This is a genomic window from Maricaulis sp. (genome assembly GCF_048269565.1).
Classification (GTDB): Bacteria; Pseudomonadota; Alphaproteobacteria; order Caulobacterales; family Maricaulaceae; genus Maricaulis.
The window spans coordinates 336215-355272 of the sequence record NZ_JBLXIK010000002.1; the positions used below are offsets into that span (position 1 = coordinate 336215).

General features: G+C 66.1%; 12 protein-coding genes. 10 read left to right on the top strand and 2 right to left on the bottom strand.

Translation table 11 applies throughout. The annotated features are described in order from the left end of the window. The first annotated feature begins 196 nt into the window (after nucleotides 1-196). From ACN0YL_RS05145 to ACN0YL_RS05155, 3 genes are all read left to right on the top strand, one after another. On the top strand, nucleotides 197-1738 hold the full coding sequence (locus ACN0YL_RS05145; protein ID WP_417497259.1) for a YifB family Mg chelatase-like AAA ATPase: 1542 nt from the start codon (nucleotides 197-199) through the stop codon (nucleotides 1736-1738). A gap of 144 nt (nucleotides 1739-1882) precedes the next feature. Then, nucleotides 1883-3793, top strand: a complete 1911-nt coding sequence (locus ACN0YL_RS05150) for a response regulator (protein WP_417497260.1) — start codon at nucleotides 1883-1885, stop codon at nucleotides 3791-3793. Between the two features lie 8 nt (nucleotides 3794-3801). Continuing rightward, complete coding sequence (locus ACN0YL_RS05155) at nucleotides 3802-5148, top strand: AmpG family muropeptide MFS transporter (RefSeq protein ID WP_417497261.1); 1347 nt, start codon at nucleotides 3802-3804, stop codon at nucleotides 5146-5148. Between the two features lie 871 nt (nucleotides 5149-6019). Here the strand turns inward: ACN0YL_RS05155 and ACN0YL_RS05160 are convergent. After that, the gene (locus ACN0YL_RS05160) at nucleotides 6020-8302 is read right to left on the bottom strand and encodes an NADP-dependent malic enzyme (RefSeq protein ID WP_417497262.1); all 2283 of its coding nucleotides are present in this window, start codon (nucleotides 8300-8302) and stop codon (nucleotides 6020-6022) included. A gap of 101 nt (nucleotides 8303-8403) precedes the next feature. On the opposite strand from ACN0YL_RS05160, the gene mutS reads away from it, so the two are divergent. From mutS to ACN0YL_RS05185, 5 genes are all read left to right on the top strand, one after another. Next, entirely contained in the window at nucleotides 8404-11094 is a 2691-nt protein-coding gene (gene mutS / locus ACN0YL_RS05165; RefSeq protein ID WP_417497263.1) for a DNA mismatch repair protein MutS, read from the top strand. Nucleotides 11095-11129: 35 nt separating this feature from the next. Further along, entirely contained in the window at nucleotides 11130-13937 is a 2808-nt protein-coding gene (gene glnD, locus ACN0YL_RS05170) for a [protein-PII] uridylyltransferase (protein WP_417490248.1), read from the top strand. A 2-nt stretch (nucleotides 13938-13939) separates the two neighbouring features. Next, nucleotides 13940-15484, top strand: coding sequence for a murein biosynthesis integral membrane protein MurJ (murJ, locus tag ACN0YL_RS05175; protein ID WP_417497264.1), 1545 nt, complete (start codon nucleotides 13940-13942; stop codon nucleotides 15482-15484). 63 nt (nucleotides 15485-15547) lie between these two features. After that, the gene (gene trpS / locus ACN0YL_RS05180; RefSeq protein WP_417497265.1) at nucleotides 15548-16585 is read left to right on the top strand and encodes a tryptophan--tRNA ligase; all 1038 of its coding nucleotides are present in this window, start codon (nucleotides 15548-15550) and stop codon (nucleotides 16583-16585) included. 80 nt (nucleotides 16586-16665) lie between these two features. Then, nucleotides 16666-17211 carry a copper chaperone PCu(A)C gene (locus tag ACN0YL_RS05185; protein WP_417497266.1) on the top strand — a complete coding sequence of 182 codons (546 nt, stop codon included), beginning with the start codon at nucleotides 16666-16668 and terminating at the stop codon, nucleotides 17209-17211. A 4-nt stretch (nucleotides 17212-17215) separates the two neighbouring features. Here the strand turns inward: ACN0YL_RS05185 and ACN0YL_RS05190 are convergent, their stop codons facing one another. Next, nucleotides 17216-17806 (bottom strand): hypothetical protein, encoded by a 591-nt coding sequence (locus ACN0YL_RS05190; RefSeq protein WP_417497267.1) that lies wholly within the window; start codon nucleotides 17804-17806, stop codon nucleotides 17216-17218. A gap of 68 nt (nucleotides 17807-17874) precedes the next feature. On the opposite strand from ACN0YL_RS05190, the gene ACN0YL_RS05195 reads away from it, so the two are divergent. Together ACN0YL_RS05195 and ACN0YL_RS05200 are read left to right on the top strand one after the other, a co-directional pair. Next, nucleotides 17875-18351, top strand: coding sequence for a universal stress protein (locus ACN0YL_RS05195; protein WP_417490253.1), 477 nt, complete (start codon nucleotides 17875-17877; stop codon nucleotides 18349-18351). Nucleotides 18352-18419: 68 nt separating this feature from the next. Continuing rightward, nucleotides 18420-18983, top strand: coding sequence for a NifU family protein (locus tag ACN0YL_RS05200; protein ID WP_417497268.1), 564 nt, complete (start codon nucleotides 18420-18422; stop codon nucleotides 18981-18983). Nucleotides 18984-19058: the final 75 nt, after the last annotated feature.

Sequence of the window (19058 nt, forward strand, 5' to 3'; positions counted from 1 at the left end):
GCTTGACTTGCAAGCCTGATGGTTTCATTCTGCGTTCCTGCTTTGGACGTGGTTTGTTCTCATGCCTGTGGAAAACTCAATACTCGTAACCGTTTAGCGCAATGCCTGCCTTGGGGCCGGATTCGAAGCGGGAGGCTATCCGGCTTTCGGCCGGTGATTGACCCCGCAGCGGCACAAATCGGAGGGGGCCGGGGTCATGGCCGCTCGCACCACATCGGTCGCATTCGAGGGCGCAGAAGCGCGCATCGTCGATGTGCAGGTCCAGGTCGCGGGTGGGTCGCAACCGATCTTCTCGATTGTCGGACTGGGCGACAAGGCGGTGACGGAAAGCCGCGAACGGGTCCGCGCCGCCTTCGCCGCTCTGGGCCTGTCGATGCCGTCGCAGCGCCTGATCGTCAATCTCGCACCCGCCGACCGGCCCAAGGAAGGTTCGCATTTCGACCTGCCGATCGCACTCAGCGTGCTGGCCGAGCTGGGCGTGGTGCCGCGTGATGTGGTCGAGGAAAATCTTGCTTTCGGCGAGCTCGGTGTCGACGCCTCGATTGCTTCCGCGCCCGGTGCCCTGCCCGCCGCGGTCGCGGCGCAGGCGGCGGGCCTGTCGCTGATCTGTCCCGAGGCCTGTGGCCCGGAGGCGGCCTGGGCGGGCGGCGATCTGCCCATCCTCGCCCCGGCGACGCTGATCCAGCTGATCAATCATTTCAAGGGCACCCAGGTATTGTCGCGGCCGGCGCCGGGTGAGCTGGTCGAGAGCAATGCCATCCCCGACCTCAACCAGGTCAAGGGTCAGGAAAGCGCCAAGCGGGCGCTCGAAATCGCCGCCGCCGGCCATCACAATCTCCTGATGGTTGGCCCGCCCGGCTCGGGCAAGTCGATGATGGCCGAACGCCTGCCCGGCCTGTTGCCGCCGCTTTCGGCGGCCGAATTGCTCGACGTCTCGATGATCCATTCCGTCGCCGGCCTGCTGGAACGCGGCTGTTTGCGGCGCGACCGGCCGTTTCGCGCCCCGCACCATTCCGCCTCGATGGCGGCAATGGTGGGTGGTGGTACCCGGGCGCGGCCCGGCGAGGCGTCGCTGGCGCATCATGGCGTGCTCTTCCTCGATGAATTGCCCGAATTCCATCCGCAAGTGCTCGACAGCCTGCGCCAGCCGCTCGAGGCGGGCCGCATCACGGTGGCGCGGGCCAATGCCCACATCTCCTATCCGGCCCGCTTCCAGCTGGTGGCGGCGATGAATCCCTGCCGTTGCGGCGGTGGCGGCCAGGACGGTCAGACCTGCCGCCGCGGTCCGCGCTGCGCCAGCGAGTACCAGGCCCGCATCTCCGGCCCGATGCTCGACCGTATCGATCTGCAGATTCAGGTCCCGGCGGTGACCCCCGCCGACCTGGCGCTGCCGGCCCCGGCCGAGGGCACTGAAGCGGCCGCCGCGCGGGTCGCCATTGCCCGCTCCGTCCAGGCTGAACGCGGCTGTCTCAATGCGCACCTGCCGCCGGACATCCTCGAACACGCTGCTGCGCCCGACCGCGCCGGCGAGGCCCTGCTCAACCAGGCCGCTCAGCAACACAGCCTCACCGCGCGCAGCTATCACCGCGTCCTGCGTGTCGCCCGCACCATCGCCGATCTCGACGGCAGCGACGCCGTCCGCCGGGTCCATATCGCGGAGGCCCTGTCCTGCCGGCGGGGGCTGGCTCAGGCGGCCGGACCGGCCCCGGCGGGGGTGCGATCGCGGGGTCTGGTGTGATGCCGGGACATGCTCCGGTATTGCCCGCCTGGCAGGTTGCAGCGCCCGGCTGTTTCGCCCGGACAGAGCCAGGGTTGGCGCGCACCAGATCCGCGTTCGACGACGACAGATCGTTAACCTCGCCGCGCTAGCTTTGCCCCTGTCATGACACGCGATACGCAGCCGGACAGCGAGGCCGGGTCTGGGCCATCCTGGCCGGGACCGGACGATGAGACGAATTCGACTGCGCCCGGGCTGGACGCGGCGGAATTTCTCATTTCCGCGCTTGATGCCACCGGCGAGCTGATCCTGGTGCGCGGTCGTGGCGGCCGCGTGGTTCACGTCAATGCTGCCTTTGTCGCCGCCTTTGGCGGCGTGCGCAATGACTGGGTCGGGCGCTGGTTTTCCGTTGCGCCGCCGGTGTCGGGCAATGGCCCGCGCCGCTATGAAATGCTGATGCGCACCCGCCAGGGCCCGCTCTGGATCGAATGGGACGAGCGGCTTTTGCCCGACGGACGCGGTGTGATTTCGGTCGGCCGCGATGTCAGCTCGCGGCGTGAGGCGCACGACGATCTGGAAGCCTCCCAGCGCGCCAAATCCCTGTTTTTTGCGGCCGTGACCCATGAAATGCGCACGCCGCTGGCCGGCGCGCTGGGGATTGCGCGCCTGCTTGACGCGACGCCGCTGCGCCCCGACCAGGCCGATTATGTCCGCACCCTGGCTCATTCCGCCGAGCATGCCCTGGCGATGGTCGATGACATTCTCGACCTGTCGCGGCTGGAGGCGGGCAAGCTGACCCTGCGGCCGGAACCGGTCGATATCGCAGCCCTGGTTGGCGAAACGGTCGAGCTGGCGGCGCCGCGGGCGCATGAGAAAGGGCTGGAGATCGGCATCGTCCAGTCTGCCGCCGCGCCGGCGCGTATCGAGGGCGATCCGGCCCGGCTGCGCCAGATCCTGTTCAACCTGATCGGCAATGCGGTCAAGTTCACGGCCAGGGGCGGCATCCGCGTCGAGATCGGCTGTGCGCCCGCCGGTGACGGCCGGCCGCGGCTCTCGCTCTCGGTCAGCGATACCGGTCCGGGCATTTCCGAACGCGACCAGCAAAACCTGTTTGAGCATTTCGAGCGCGGTGCGGCCGAGCGCGATGGCGCCGAGGGCGGTGCCGGTCTCGGTCTGGCCATGGTGCGGCGCCTGGCCGAGGCGATGAACTCCTCGATGGGTGTGGAAAGCCGCCTGGGTGAGGGCGCGAAATTCTGGGTCATTTTCGATCTGCCGGTGCTCGCCGGCGGGGTCGGCACGCCGCTGGCCGGCCGCGAGCTGGCGGTGGCCAGTGCTGACACCACCCTGCGCGAGACCCTGGCCGAGCAGTTGCGCGAGCTTGGTGGCGATGTCGTGGCGATCGACCGCGTCGACAGCCTCGCGGCGGCCTCGGGACGTGAATTATTGCTCGACCATGCCTGGTCCGGCCATGCCGATGCGGCTCGGGCGCGCCATGTCTGGCAATTGGTGACGCCGGCCGGCAAGGATGATGTCATCCAGGCCCTGCCCGCAGGCGTCGATGGCTGGCTGGTCAAGCCGGTGCGTCTGACCAGCCTGGTGGAACAGATTACCGGCGCGGCTCCGGCCCGCCGTCCGGCTGCGGCGCCGCAACCCGACCCGGATCTGCCGACGCTCGACGGGCTGCAAATCCTCGTCGCCGAAGATGACCCGGTCAATGCCCTGATCGCGCGCCGCACGCTGGAACGGCTCGGTGCCCATGTGACGATGGTCGAGACCGGCCGCGCTGCCCTGCGGGCGCTGGAGGAGGGCCGGTTCGACGCCGCCCTGCTCGACCAGCGCATGCCCGGCATGGATGGTCCGGAAGTGGCCCGCATGGCCCGCATGAGCGGCCATGACCTGCCACTGGTCGCCCTGACCGCCAATAGCAGCGAGGACGACCGCACCAATTGCCTTGAAGCCGGGATGGATGACTTCCTGTCCAAACCCGTCGATCCCGACCTCCTCGCCGCGACACTCGCCAACTTGTGCCGCGCGGAGAAGCAGGCCAGCATGCCGCAAAATTCGCCAATGGGCTGAGGGGTTTCATGTCGATGACGCAGGCAGATATCGAGCGCAAGAAATCCTGGCGCCAGGCGATTGCCGTCTACGGCCACCCGATCATGCTGGCGATGCTGATCCTCGGCTTTGCCTCCGGCCTGCCGCTGATGATGGTCTTCTCCAAGCTCTCCTACTGGCTGCGCGATGTCGGAATCGACCGCTCGACGATCGGCTTCTTCTACTGGATCACCCTCTCCTACACGCTGAAGCCGATCTGGGCGCCGATGGTCGACCGGATGCCGATCCCCTTCCTGACGGCGGCGATGGGCAAGCGGCGCTCCTGGATGATGGTGGCCATTCTCGGCACCATGATCGGCCTGTTCATCATCGCCTTTTCCGATCCCTCGCAGGGCCTGTGGCTGACCCTGGCCGGCGCCTTCATCCTCTCCTATTCCGGGGCCACGCTGGATATCTCGATTGATGCCTGGCGCATCGAATCCGGTCCGCGCGAGGAGCAGGCGAACATGGCCGCCGCCTATGTGCTCGGCTATCGCGGCGCCATCTTCTTCTCCGGTTTCGGACTGGCGCTTTCGTCCTGGACCAACTGGACCGTCTCCTTCTGCGTCATGTCGCTGACAATGGGGATTTGCGGCCTGATGGTGCTGGCGATGCGCGAGCCCAAACACAGCGTGCGCCTGCAGACCGCCGGCGGTCTCGGCCACCGGATCGCCGAGGCGATTATCGAGCCGTTCAAGCAGTTCGGCACCCGTCTGGGCGCCTGGATCGTGCCGGTCTTCCTGCTGGTTGCCTTCTACCGGCTGAGTGATTTCACCATGGGTGTGATGGCCAGCCCGCTCTATTCCGATATCGGCTTTGACCGCGCCATTGTCGGCGGCATCCAGAGCGGTCCGGGCCTGATCGCCACCATTGCCGGCGGTTTTCTTGGTGGGCTGATCGCCTATAAATTCGGGGTTCTGCGGGCGATGTTTGTCGGTGCCTTCCTGACGCTCGCCACCAATGGCGCCTATGCCTGGCTCGCCGCGCTGCATTCGCCCGACACGGTCGGCCTGCTTGCCCTGGTGATCAGCTCCGACAATCTTGCAGCCGGTTTCGTTGGCACAGCCTTCATCGCCTATCTCTCCTCGCTGACCGACCCGATCAATGCGGCGACTCAATATGCCCTGTTGTCCTCGCTCTACGCCCTGATCAACAAATTCATCGCCGGCTTCTCCGGCGTCATGGCCGATGCGCTCGGCTATGTGAATTTCTTCATCGTCACTGCCGGCTATGCCCTGCCGGCAGCGGCGCTGGTGCTGTTCATCATGATCAAGGGAAGCCCCGCCGCCAAAGGCCTGGTGCGCTATGACGGCAAGGCGGATGAGGCGGCAGGCTAGGCGTTTCATGCTGCACCAAAATCTCCACGCGGCGAGCCGCTGGAGGTTTGAGTGGCCCTCCCCGATTTGGGAGGTGTGCGGGACGCCGGCGAATGCCGGTTTGCGCAGTTAAATAGTTGAGACATCCGTGACGTCCCGCACGTGGAGATTTGCTCGGACGCCTTACGGCCCCCGTCTCGAAACCGGAGTGGATCATGCGGTCGAGCTTTGTGCCGCCTTCCTCTCCGGTGGCCACGCCGGGGCTTAAGGGTGTCATACCTCAGCCCGGACGAGCTCCACGCTCCCGATCGCCGCAAGTGACTGAGCTCACGCCTCCCGTGCAACCGGAACGCTGCAAGCATAAGCGCAGGCGGCGGGGGTGGGGATAAGTTTCACCCCACAATCCGCCACAGATCGTCATTCCAGCGTAGGCTGGAACCCAGTTCATAGCGCGTAGGTGCCTGATGAGACGGCGCTATTTTGATGCGCGGTGGTGCGTGAATCTGGATCCCGGCCTGCGCCGGGATGACGCTGATTTGGGCGTTGGGTGGGGGATAAGGGGCGTCATTCCCCTCGCCAACCAACCTCCAAAATCAATATTTTTGTCATCCCGGACGGATGCCCGGACGCGTCAGCGATCCGGGCGTAGCTCCGGGACCTACCCGTGAGACCAGCTGGAACAGCGGGTAGGTCCCGGATCTGCGCCCCGCCTGCGCGGGGCATCCGTCCGGGATGACAAATCGTTGTTATTATTGGTAAACATGAAGGTTCCCGCACGGGGCCAGGCCCCGCCATAAACCTCATGCCGGGATTTCGCCACCGGGGTTCAGCGCCGACGGGGTGGAGCCCGCAGGCGCAATTGGCCCGGTTTGCGGGCGAGGACTGACTCCCCCTATTCCCCCAACCCCTCGACCTCATGCTTCTCCGGATCATAGGCCGCCAGCGCCGCCAGCGTGGTGATTTCGCTCACCGAAGCGCCGAGGCGGGCAATCTGGACGGGGAGTTCGAAGCCGAGGAGCATCGGGCCGATCACGGTGGCGCCGCCGCCGACGCGCAGGAGTTTGGTCGCGATTGAGGCGGAGTGGATGGCCGGCATGACCAGGACATTGGCCGGGCCGGACAGGCGCGAGAACGGGTAGAGGAAGCGGTGTGACGGGTCGAGGGCGACGTCGACATTCATCTCGCCCTCGTATTCGAAATCGACGCCGAGCTTGTCGAGCTTGTCGACCGCTTCCTGAAGTTTTTCCGAACGCTCGCCGGCCGGGTTGCCGAAGGTGGAGTAGGACAGGAAGGCGACGCGCGGGGTGTAGCCGAAGCCCTTGGCGGCGGCGGCGGCCTCGATGGCGATATCGGCCAGGGCGTCGCTGTCGGGGAATTCGGTGACATTGGTGTCGGCGATGAACAGGGTGCGGCTCTTGGCCAGGGTGATCGACATGCCGATCACGCGCTGGCCCGGCGCCGCATCGAGCACGAGTTTCACATCGCGCAGGGCGGCGTCATAGCTGCGCGTCGTGCCGGTGACGATGCCGTCGGCATCGCCGTGCTTGACCATGCAGGCGGAGAAGACATTGCGGTCATTATTGACCAGGCGCTGCACGTCGCGGCGCAGATAGCCCTGGCGCTGCAGGCGTTTGTACAGGAAGTCGGCATAGTCGGAATTGCGTTCCGACAGGCCGGCATTGACGATCTCGATCGAGTCTTCCGGCACGCCGACCAGGCGCATATTGGCGCGGGTAATGTCCTCGCGCCCGACCAGGATCGCCTTGCCCAGTTCCTGGTTCTGGAAGGCATAGGCGGCGCGGATCACGGCCGGTTCCTCGCCCTCGGCGAAAACGATGCGGCGGCCCTGGCCCATCACGGCGCCCTGGATGCGCTGCAGCAGGGCGGCGGTCGGGTCGAGACGGCGGGCCAGCGAGTGGCGATAGGCGGCCATGTCCGGGATCGGCTTGCGCGCGACGCCGGAATCCATCGCCGCCTGGGCGACATAGGGCGGCACATAGGAAATCAGACGCGGATCAAACGGCGAGGGGATGATATAGCCGCGGCCGAATTTCGGACGCGCGCCATGATAGGCGGCGGCGACCTCGTCGGGCACGTCTTCCTTGGCCAGGGCGGCGATGGCGTGTGCCGCCGCGATCTTCATCTCTTCATTGATGGTGCGGGCGCGCACATCAAGGGCGCCGCGGAAGATATAGGGGAAGCCGAGGACGTTGTTGACCTGGTTGGGATAATCGGAGCGGCCGGTGGCGATGATGGCATCGGAGCGCACCGCCTCGACTTCTTCCGGGGTGATTTCCGGGTCGGGATTGGCCATCGCGAAAATGATCGGATTGTCCGCCATCGACTTGACCATCTCGCCGGTCAACGCACCGGCAATCGACAGGCCGAGGACGCAGTCCGCGCCCGTCAGCGCTTCGGCCAGCGAGCGCTTGTCGGTCTCGACCGCATGGGCGGCCTTCCACTGGTTGAGATCGGTGCGGCCGGTATGGATGATGCCCTTGCTGTCGCAGAGCACGGCATTATTGGCATCCACGCCCATCGCCTTGAGCAGTTCCAGCACCGCAATCCCGGCGGCGCCGGCGCCATTGACGACGACCTTGAGGTCGGCCATGCGGCGGCCGGTGATCTCGCAGGCATTGATGATGCCGGCGGCGGAAATGATGGCGGTGCCGTGCTGGTCGTCATGGAAGACGGGGATGTCGAGCAGATCGCGCAGGCGCTGTTCGATGATGAAGCTTTCCGGCGCCTTGATGTCTTCCAGATTGATGCCGCCGAAAGTGTTGCCGAAGCGGCGCACGCACTCGACGAAGGCCTCGCCATCTTCTTCCTCGACCTCGATATCGATCGCGTCGATATCGGCGAAGCGCTTGAACAGGACGGCCTTGCCCTCCATCACCGGTTTCGAGGCCATGGCACCGAGATTGCCGAGGCCGAGGATCGCGGTGCCATTGGTGATGACGGCGACCATATTGCCCTTGGAGGTGTAGTCGTAAACCTTGTCCGGATCGGCGGCGATCGCCTTGACGGGCGCGGCAACGCCGGGGCTGTAGGCGAGGGAAAGATCGCGCTGGGTGGCCATCGGCTTGGTCGGAGCGAGGGCAAGTTTGCCCGGTGTCGGGTCGCGGTGGAAGGCCAGGGCTTCCTCATCATCAACCTTGCTGATTCTGTCGCTCATCACTGCCATCCTTGCCCGCGCGGAATTTTCCCATAGAACTAGGCCTCTAGCCGCTTCGCCCCCTTGCACGCAAGGCGAAACCTCGTCACGGACCCGCCTCGATGAATGCGATGACACAAATGCCGGTCCCGGCCGACCGGCAATTTCCGGACCCGGAAGGCGCCACGCCGATGATGGCGCAATACCTTGCCCTGCGCGCGCAGGCGCCCGGCGATGCGCTTCTGTTTTACCGCATGGGCGATTTCTACGAGCTGTTTTTCGACGATGCCGTGCGCGCATCCGCCGCGCTCGATATCGCCCTGACCAAGCGCGGCGAGCACCAGGGCGAGCCGATCCAGATGTGCGGCGTGCCGGCGGCTGCGTCCGAGGCCTATCTGGCGCGGCTGATCAAGGCCGGTTTCAAGGTTGCCGTCGGCGAGCAGACCGAAGACCCCAAGGCCGCCAAGGCGCGCGGCTCCAAATCCGTCGTCAACCGGGCGATCCGCCGTGTCGTCACGCCGGGCACGCTGACCGAGGACACACTGCTCGACCCGCGCAGCTCCAACCGCATCGCGGCGCTGGCGCGTCTGGCGAGCGGCGAGAGCGCGATTGCCTGGGCCGAGGTCTCGACCGGCGAGTTTGCCGTGATGTCGGTCGCGCCCGACAATATCGCCGCCGAACTCGCCGCGATGAGCCCGGCCGAGCTGCTGGTCGAGGAGACGCGCTTCAAGGAGGGCGGCGAACTGGCGCCGCGCGCGACGGTCACCCCGCTGGCGCGCGCCAAATTCGACGCCGCCTCGGCTGAGCGGCAATTGAAGGCGCACTTCGGGGTGCAGGAACTGACCGCCTATGGCGATTTCGCCCGCGCCGAACGCGCCGCGCTCGGGGCCCTGCTGGATTATCTCGCCCTGTCGCAGGCCGGCGCTCCGGCCAAGCTGGCACCGCCGCGTCAGGTCGCCGAAGGCAGTGTGCTCGCCGTTGATCCGGCCACCCGCGCCAGCCTCGAGATCGAGCGCACGCTGAGCGGCCAGCGCAGTGGCTCCCTGCTCGATGCCATTGACCGCACCGTCACCGCCCCGGGCGCGCGCTGTCTCGCCGAACGGCTGGCGCGGCCGCTGACCGATGCGGTGCAGATCGAGCAACGGCTCGACAGTATCGCCTTCTTCGAGGCTGCCGCCGATCTGCGTCGCGAGACGCGCGAGCGGCTGAAATCCGCCGGCGATCCGGAACGCGCCCTGTCGCGTCTGCTGCTCGGACGCGGCGGTCCGCGTGATCTCAAGGCGTTGTCGGCGGCGCTGGAAGAGGGCGAAGCGCTGGCTACCTGCATCGCCGCGGCGCCGTTGAGCGCGCCGCCGGCGCTGATCGCGGCCAGTCTTGGCGCGCTGACCCTCGCCGACAAGCCGGAGCTGTCGGCCCTGGTCGGCGATCTCGAGCGCGCCATTATCGATGAGCCGCCCCTGCTGGCCCGCGATGGCGGTTTCGTTGCCGAAGCCTGGCGGCCCGAGCTCGACGAGACGCGCAAGCTGCGCGACGCCTCGCGCCGGATCGTCGCCGGTCTGCAGCAGACCTATGCCGAGGCGACCGGTGTCGCGGCGCTGAAGATCCGCCATAACAATGTGCTCGGCTATTTCGTCGAGGTGACAGCCAAGAATGGCGATGCGCTGATGGGGCGCGAGGATTTCATCCACCGCCAGACGATGGCGAATGTGGTGCGCTTTTCGACGGTCGAGCTGGCCGATCTGGAATCGCGCATTTCCAGCGCCGGCGAACGCGCCCTGGCGATGGAGATCGAGGTCTTCCAGGGGCTGTGCCAGCGCGTCGAGGCCCTGGCCGATGCGATCCGCCGTGCCGCCCGCGCCCTGGCCGAGTTTGATGTCGCTGCCGGTCTGGCCGAATGGGCCGTCGAGACCGAGGCCTGCCGCCCGGTGGTCGAGGACAGCGCCGTTTTCGCGGTTGATGGCGGCCGCCATCCGGTGGTCGAGCGGGCGCTGCAGCGCTCCGGCGAGGGTCGTTTCACCCCCAATGACTGTGACCTTGATGGTGCCGGGGCTGCGGGCGCGCGGCTGATGTTTGTCACCGGGCCCAACATGGCCGGTAAATCCACCTATCTGCGCCAGAATGCGCTGATCCTGATGCTGGCCCAGTCGGGCTGTTATGTCCCGGCGCGCTCGGCGCGGATCGGCATTGCCGACCGGCTGTATTCGCGTGTCGGGGCCGCCGATGACCTGGCGCGCGGGCGTTCGACCTTCATGGCCGAGATGATCGAGGCTTCGGCGATCCTCAACCAGGCAACCCCGCGCAGTTTCGTCATTCTCGACGAGATCGGCCGCGGCACCGCGACCTTTGACGGCTTGTCGATTGCCTGGGCCGCAGCGGAGCATCTGCACGGCGTCAATCGGTGCCGGGCCCTGTTCGCGACGCATTATCACGAGCTGACCCGGCTGGCCGATGATCTCGAGGCGGCGGGCAATTGCTCGCTCAAGGCGCGCGAGTGGAAGGGCGAGCTGGTCTTTCTGCACGAAGTCGGGCCGGGCGCCGCCGACCGCTCCTATGGCATCGAGGTTGCGCGCCGTGCCGGCCTGCCACCGGTCGCGATCCGGCGCGCCAAGACGATCCTGTCGCGGCTGGAATCGGAAGGCGCTCCGGCGGCGGCGCTGGTCGATCTGCCGCTGTTTGCCGTCGCGGAACCGGCGGTCGAGCTTCGGGAATCAGCCGTCGAGCTGCGCCTGTCCGATATCGAGCCTGACGGGCTGGCGCCGCGCGAGGCGCTGGAGATCCTGTACGAGCTCAAGGCGATGCTGAAGAATGAGTGACGTTGTGCCAACGGGCAAGCTAGGCTGAAATCGTGATGACCCATCCTGCGCTCCCTGCTTCGCTGAATGCCCTGACGCTGCGTGCCCAGCTCGCTGCCGCCATCGCCGTTGAGGGCTGGGGCTCGCAGACGGCGCGTGCGAGGGCGCTGGCGCATGTGCGCGCGGCGCTGGAGCGCTTCCGCGAGCAGGCGGTCGATTGCCTGTCGAAGCGCGGCGGCGGTGCGCTGGCGGCCCAGGCCTTGTCCGACGGCATGAGTGTCAGCCTGCACGCCCTGTTCGATTCCATGGCGGCGGGCGATCCGGAAGGCTCGCGCGGGGTGGCGCTGTGCGCCCTGGGCGGTTTCGGGGCGGGCGAGCTGGCGCCCTTCTCCGATGTCGACCTGCTGCTGATCAAGCCCGATGACGGCGATGCCGCCACCGACGCCTTCCTCGAACGGGTGCTCTACGCCCTGTGGGATATCAAGATTGATGTCGGCGGTGGCGCCTGCCGCACGATTGACGAGACGCTGGAGATCACACGCGAGAATGCCTCCGAGCGTACCGCCCTGCTGAGTTTGCGCTATCTCGCCGGTGATGAGGCGCAGACGACCGGGCTGGCCAACCGTTTCCGCGAGGAGGTGGTCGCCGGCGACAAGACCGGTTTCGTCGAGGCCAAGCTGCGCGAACGCGATGCGCGGATCGAGCGGGCCGGGCGCTCGCGCTATACCGTCGAGCCGAACATCAAGTCGGGCAAGGGTGCCCTGCGCGATCTGCAATTGATGCGCTGGCTGGCGCAATTCCTCTACGGCGCCGATGCCTTCGAGCGCTGGGTCGGCAGCCGGCTGCTCTCCGTCGATGATGTCGTCAAATACGTCGCCGCCGATGATTTTCTCTGGACGATCCGCTTTCACCTGCATGATCTCGCCGGCGGCAAGGATGAAAGGCTGACCTTCGACCTGCAGCCGGAAATCGCGGCGCGGATGGGGTTCGAGGATGGCGAGGACGAAAGCGCGGTCGAGCGTTTCATGCGTGCCTATTTCCGTGCGGCGATGGATGTCGGGGCGCTGACGCGCCTGGTCTGCGCCAAGCTGGAGGCCGATGCCTGGAAGTCGAAACCGCGCGGACTGGCGCGCTTTCTGCCCGGGCATGATCCCGAGGAAGATCCCGATCTGGGCAAGTTCGTCCTGCGCGATGGCCGGCTGGATTTCGCCAACCCGACCCAGATTGCCGATGATCCGGTCTGCCTGATCCGCTTCTTCCATGTTGCGGCCTCGCGGCGTCTCGACCTGCACCCGGAAGCCGTCGCCCGGATCGGCCGCACGCTGCATCATGTCGACGAGACCTTCCGCAAGGATCCGCGCGCGGCGCGGGCCTTTTTCGCGGTCTTGCTGGATTCGCCGGCGCCGATGCCGGTGCTGCGCCTGATGACCGAGGCCGGCCTGCTCGGCCGCTATATCCCGGAATATGGCGATATCGTCGCGCGCACCCAGTTCAACATGTATCACCACTATACGGTCGATGAGCACACGCTGCAGGCGCTTGGAATCCTGCGGGAAATCGAGGATGGCCAGCATCCGCTCGATCACCCGCTGACGACGCGGCTCCTGCCCCTGATCAAGCACAGGCGTGCCCTGCATCTCGCCGTGCTGCTGCACGATACCGGCAAGGGGTCGGGCGACCAGTGTATCGAAGGGGCGATCCGCGCCCGCACCGCCTGCACCCGTCTCGGGCTGGACGAGACCGAGACCGAGCTCGTGGCCTGGCTGATCCAGACGCACCTGCTCCTCAGCGATACCGCCCAGCGCCGCGATCTCAGCGACCCGCAGACCGTGGCCGATTTCGCCGCTGCTGTCGGCACGGTGGAACGCCTCCGCCTGCTGACAGCCCTGACCGTGGTCGATATTCGCGCCGTCGGGCCGGGCGTGTGGAATGGCTGGAAAGGCCAGCTGATCCGCGACCTCTATTCGGCCACCGAGCAGGTGCTCGAAAGCGAGGGCGGAGGCCTGGAACGCGCCCGCGACAGCCTGGCCGAGCGCGCCCGGATCTCGCGCGAGCGGGCCCTGCCGCGGCTGGCCCGGATCAATCCGGAATTTGCCCGCTGGTGGGCCTCCGAGCTCAATGACGCCTATTGGGTCGCCTTCTCCGAGGAGGACCGTTTCCGCCACGCCGCCTTTGCGCGCCATGTCTACGAGACAGGCCGGGCCTCGGCCGCTGCGGTGCGCGTTGACCGGCGGCGGGCGGCGACGGAAGTGATGATCTGGTCGCCCGATCGCGAGCGCGTGTTTGCCGATATTGTCGCCGCGCTGGCCGATATGGGCGCCGATGTCGTCGGAGCGACCATCAACACCACACGCTCGGGCAATGTGTTTGACGTCTTCTACATCCAGGATGCGGCCGGTCAGCCCTATGGCCGTCACGATGCGCCGCAGCGCGATGCGCTGGTGGCTTATCTGCGCGTGGTGGCGACCGGTGAGTTCCCGGCGCGGCGGCGGCGGGTGATCCCGATCAAGCATCGCGATGTCGCCTTCCAGGTGACGCCGCATGTCAGCATCTCCAACGAGCTGGCCGAACATGCCACCGTGATCGAGGCCTCGGGCCGCGACCGGCCGAGCCTGCTTGCCGATCTGGCCGATGTGATCGCCGATGAAAACCTGTCGCTGACCTCGGCCCAGATTGATGGATATGGCGAACGCGCAACGGATGTGTTCTACGTCACCCATCTGGGCCACAAGCTGGAGGACGCCGCTGTGACAGAACGATTGCATGCGGGGCTGATGGCGGTGCTGAGCGAGAGCGAAACGGCCCTTGACGAAAAGGCGGCCGAACGCGGTATTGCGCGCGCCCGCGCCAGTGTCCTGAGGTAGCCATGCGTCTCTTGCGGTCGTCTGCCATTGTGGGCCTGTTCACGTCCGCGAGCCGGGTTCTCGGACTGGTCCGCGAGATGTTGCTGGCGGCGGCGCTGGGGGCCGGGGCCACCACCGACGTGTTCCTGACCGCCTTCCAGTTCCCCAACCTGTTCCGGCGCATTTTCGCCGAGGGCGCGTTCAACTCCGCCTTCGTGCCGCTCTATGCCGGCAAGCTGGAGGGGGACGGGCCGAGCGAGGCGCAGATCTTCGCGCGCCAGGTGCTGTCGCTTCTGTTCACATGCATGCTGATCTTCGTCATCCTGGCCCAGATCGCCATGCCCTGGCTGATGTATCTGCTCGGCCCCGGCTTTGTCGAAGACCCGCAGACCTTCGAACTCGCGGTGCTGCTGACGCAGATCACCATGCCCTATCTGCTGATGATGTCGCTATCGGCGATGCTGAGCGGCATTCTCAATTCGCATGGAAAATTCGCCGCCGCGGCGGCGGCCCCGGTGCTGCTCAACCTGACCCTGATCGGCATCATGCTGTTCTCCGGCGCCGGCGGCGAGGAGATGGCGCTCTATCTGTCCGTCGGTATTACGATCTCCGGCGTCATGCAGACCGCCTGGCTGTGGTTCTCGGCGCGCCAGCTTGGGGTGCGTCTGGGCCTGCGATGGCCAAAACTGACCCCGGATACGCGGCGCCTGATCGTGCTCGGGGTTCCCGGCGCCGTGGCGGCGGGCGTGACCCAGATCAATATTCTCGTCACCTCCTCGATCGCGACCCTCGAGGAGGGCGCGCGCTCCTGGTTGTATTATGCCGACCGCCTGTATCAATTCCCGCTCGGCGTAGTGGGGATTGCGATGGGTGTGGTGCTGCTGCCCACCCTGTCAGGACGGTTGCGTTCGGGTGATGTCACCGGCGCCGCCAATGTGATGAATCGCGGTCTTGAGGTCTCGATGGCGCTGACCCTGCCGGCAGCGGCGGCGCTGGCCGTGATCCCGCATTTCATTGTCACCGCGCTGTACCAGAACGGCGCCTTCACCGCCGACGCGGCCGAGAAGGTGTCGATGGCGGTGATTGCCTTTGCTGCCGGCCTGCCGGCCTTCGTGCTGATCAAGGTGCTGTCGCCGGGATTCTTTGCCCGCCAGGACACGATGACCCCGATGCGGTATGCGGCGATTTCCGTGGCGGTCAATCTCGTGCTCGGTCTTGCGCTGTTCTTCGGGCCGCTGAACTTTCTCGGCCTGGCGATCGCGACCACAGTGGCCGGCTGGGTCAATGCAATCCTGCTCGCCATCACCCTGCGCAAGCGGGGCCTGTTACAGCCCGACGCCCGCCTGTTGAGCCGGTTTCCGCGCATTGTCGGCGCCGTGCTGCTGATGTCGGCCTTCCTGGCGGTGGCGGCCCGCTACACCGACTGGCTGACGGCCCACACCTTCGGCCTGCCCCTGATTGCGCTGGTGCTGGTCTGCGGTGCCGGCGCGGCGGTATTCGGCGTCGCGGCGATGTTGACCGGTGCCTTGCGGATCTCCGAGCTGCGTGACGCCCTCAAGCGGCCTTGAGCGCCGCCGCCGCGCTCGCTAAGACCATTGCTCCCTTTCACCTCCTTCCACCCGAGGCACACCATGAATGACACTGCGAGCGAGTTTAACGGCCCCAAGCGTATCTTCTCCGGCATGCAGCCGACCGGCCAGCTGCATCTGGGCAATTATCTCGGGGCGCTCAAGAACTGGGTCGCCTTGCAGGATGAGGGCAGCTGGGAGTGTTTCTACTGCGTCGTCGACATGCACGCGATCACCATGCCGCACGATCCCAAGGCGCTGCCCGGCGCGGTGCGCGCTGCGGCGGCGGCCTATATCGCGGCAGGCGTTGATCCGGCCAAGAGCGCGCTCTTCGCGCAATCGGCGGTTCCCGAACATGCCGAACTGGCCTGGATTTTCAACTGTGTTGCCCGCATGGGTTGGGCCGAGCGCATGACCCAGTTCAAGGACAAGGCCGGCAAGGACAAGGAACGCGCCTCGGTCGGCCTGTTCACCTATCCGGTGCTGATGGCGGCCGATATCCTGGTCTACAAGGCGACGCATGTGCCGGTCGGTGACGACCAGAAACAGCATCTCGAATTGTGCCGCGACGTCGCGGCCCGCTTCAACCGCGACTATGGCGAGGGAAAGATGATTTTCCCGATCACCGAACCGGTGATCCAGGGGCCGGGCGCACGCATCATGAGCCTGCGCGACGGACTGTCGAAAATGTCGAAGTCGGATGTGTCCGACAATTCGCGTATCAATCTGCACGATGATGCCGACACGATTGCCCGCAAGATCCGCAAGGCCAAGACCGATCCCGAGCCGCTGCCCGATACGCTGGAGGCGCTCAATGTGCGGCCCGAGGCGACCAATCTGGTCGGGATCTATGCCGCCCTGTCCGGGCGCACCAAGGCCGATGTGCTGGCGGAATTCGCCGGCCAGGGCTTTGGCGTCTTCAAGCCGGCCCTGGTCGATGTCGCGGTCGAGCATCTCGCCCCGATCTCGGATGAATTCCGCCGTCTGGTGGCTGACCGGGCAGAAATCGATCGTATCCTGAGAGATGGTGCCGAGCGTGCGCGGGTTGTCGCGGCGCCGGTGCTCAAGGAAGCCAAGCAGATTATCGGTTATTGGAGCTGATCCGCCCTCCGGGACAGAAGGCCGCACTGACACGGCCGCTGTTTCGGGCGTAACTGCACCGAGTTTTCCGGAGACGACCCATGTTGAGAGTATCCCTCGTATCGGCCTCGGCCTGTCTGCTGGCCGCCTGTGGCGGGCAGGAGGACGCAGCGCCCGGGATGGATCATGGCGGCAGTCATGACATGTCCGGCCAGGTGATGGACGCGGCGGCGACCGATAGTGTGGCGCCTTTGCCCGATGATGGTGTCGTGCCGGACATCGAGGTCAGCGGCAGCTGGATGCGCCCGCACCCGCAGGGCCGTGATGTCACCGCAGCCTATTTTACCGCCCGCCTTGCGTCCGGGGCGGCCGATCGTCTGCTGGCGGCCCGCATTGACGGCGCAGAGCGCGTTGAATTGCACGGGCACACGATGGATCCGGAAACCGGCATGATGCAGATGCGGCCGATCGGCCCGCAGGACCTACTGGCCGGCGGCTCGCTGAACTTTGCTCCCGGCGGGCATCATCTGATGGTGTTCGGGCTGGCTCCCGTCGCCGAAGGCGACAGCGTTGACGGCGTGCTGGTGTTTGAACGAGCCGGCGAGGTGCCGGTGCAATTTGCGGTACGCTCGACGGCAGCGGAATAGCCGTTCAGCCGGCTTCGGGCTGCGGGGCCTCGGGCGCTGTCAGCGGTGTCGCGAGGGCATAGCGGTCCGGGTCATAGGGTTTCGGCGCGCGTGGCCAGAACAGGCGCATCAGCCAGCCACCGGCAAACACGCCGGCGAGCAGGAATAGTCCGGCCGCGTTTTCCTGCCACAGGAACAGCCAGGCAAAACCGGCCAGGCAGACAGCACCCGTCACGCCGCCGAGCGCAAACATCGCCAGCATGAATCCCGCTTTCGGCCCCTCGACGAAGCGAATCGAGTCGCGCCAGGGGGTGAGCGCCTGGTGCAGCGCGATCAGCAGGGAGCGAAACGTGTCGGCCTGCAATTCCCAGGCGCCGGGCCGCACCCAGCTCATCGAACCGAATACCATTTCCTGGCCGTCCTCATCGGTGACATGGCAGACCACCTGGCTCGACGGGCCGGCCATCTCGACATTGAGCCGCACGGTGCGGATGCCGGCAAAGGGCATCGATACCAGCACTGCGCCGTCTTCATCGCGCTGGATGAGGGCGTCGGGACCCAGGCCTGTCTTGCGCAGGCCGCTGGTGGCGCTGCGCCGGTCTTGATGCTGAACCATGGTGTCTCTCAGATCCCGGCGAACCAAATACTGGACGAGTCCGGTTGAACTCGCCAAACTCTGGCGCAATGTCAAATCGCACCCGAAAATTTCTCACCATTGCCGATGAAAGTCCGGAATGCCGCAAGGCGCTCTACTTTGCTGCGCGCCGGGCCCATACGCTCGGCGCCAAGGTCGCGATCCTTGCGAATTATCAGACCGGCGATTTCAGCCACTGGATCGGCGTGGCCGAGACCGCCAAGCGCGAGGCCGAGGTCGCGGCCGAGGCGATGCTGGAATCGCTGGCCGAGGATGCCGAGGCGGTGACCGGCGAGCGGCCCGAGCTGATCCTGCGCGAGGGCGAACGCCGCAAGGTGCTGGCGCAGGTGCTCGAGGATGATCCGCTGATTTCCTTCCTCGTGCTGGGCGCGTCGGTTTCGAGTGAGGGGCCTGGCCCGCTGGTGACCTCGCTGGCGCGTGGCAAGGGCCTGTTCAGCGGCCGCGCCGTGCCGGTGACCGTGGTTCCCGGCGATATGGAGAATTCGGAAATCGACGCCCTGTCCTGATAACCCTGTCCATCGAAGGGTTGAACCGGACCGGATTCAGCGCCAATTGAGGGGCAAGGAGAAACCCGATGTTCATCCAGACCGAATCCACCCCCAATCCCAATACGCTGAAATTCCTGCCGGGCCGCGAAATCTCGCCGGATCGGCCGCATGAGTTCGAGGATGCCGAGGCGGCCGAAGCTTCACCGCTGGCGGCTGATCTCTTCCTGATCCAGGGCGTGACCGGTGTGTTTCTCGGCGAGGATTTCATCGCCATCACCAAGGATGCCGCGGTCGAATGGGAGCATGTCAAACCCTTCCTGCTCGGCGCGATCATGGACGGGCTGCAATCGGGCCGGCCGATCCTCGGCGATGCCGAGACCGAGAGCGGTCATGCCGCCTATGCCGGCGATGATGCCGAGATCGTCAAGGAAATTATCGACCTGATCGACACGCGCGTGCGTCCGGCGGTGGCCCAGGATGGCGGCGATATCCTGTTCCACTCCTTCATTGCCGAAAGCGGCACGGTGCGGCTGAAAATGCGCGGCGCCTGCTCCGGCTGCCCGTCCTCGACGATGACGCTGAAGGCGGGGATCGAGAACCTGCTCAAGCACTACATTCCGGAGATCCAGACCGTCGAGGCCGTCGCCTGACGACTGCATCCGCGAGGAAGCAAGTCTTTTTCCAAAATGGCATATTAAAGTCGGCTCACCGTCTGTTTATGTCTG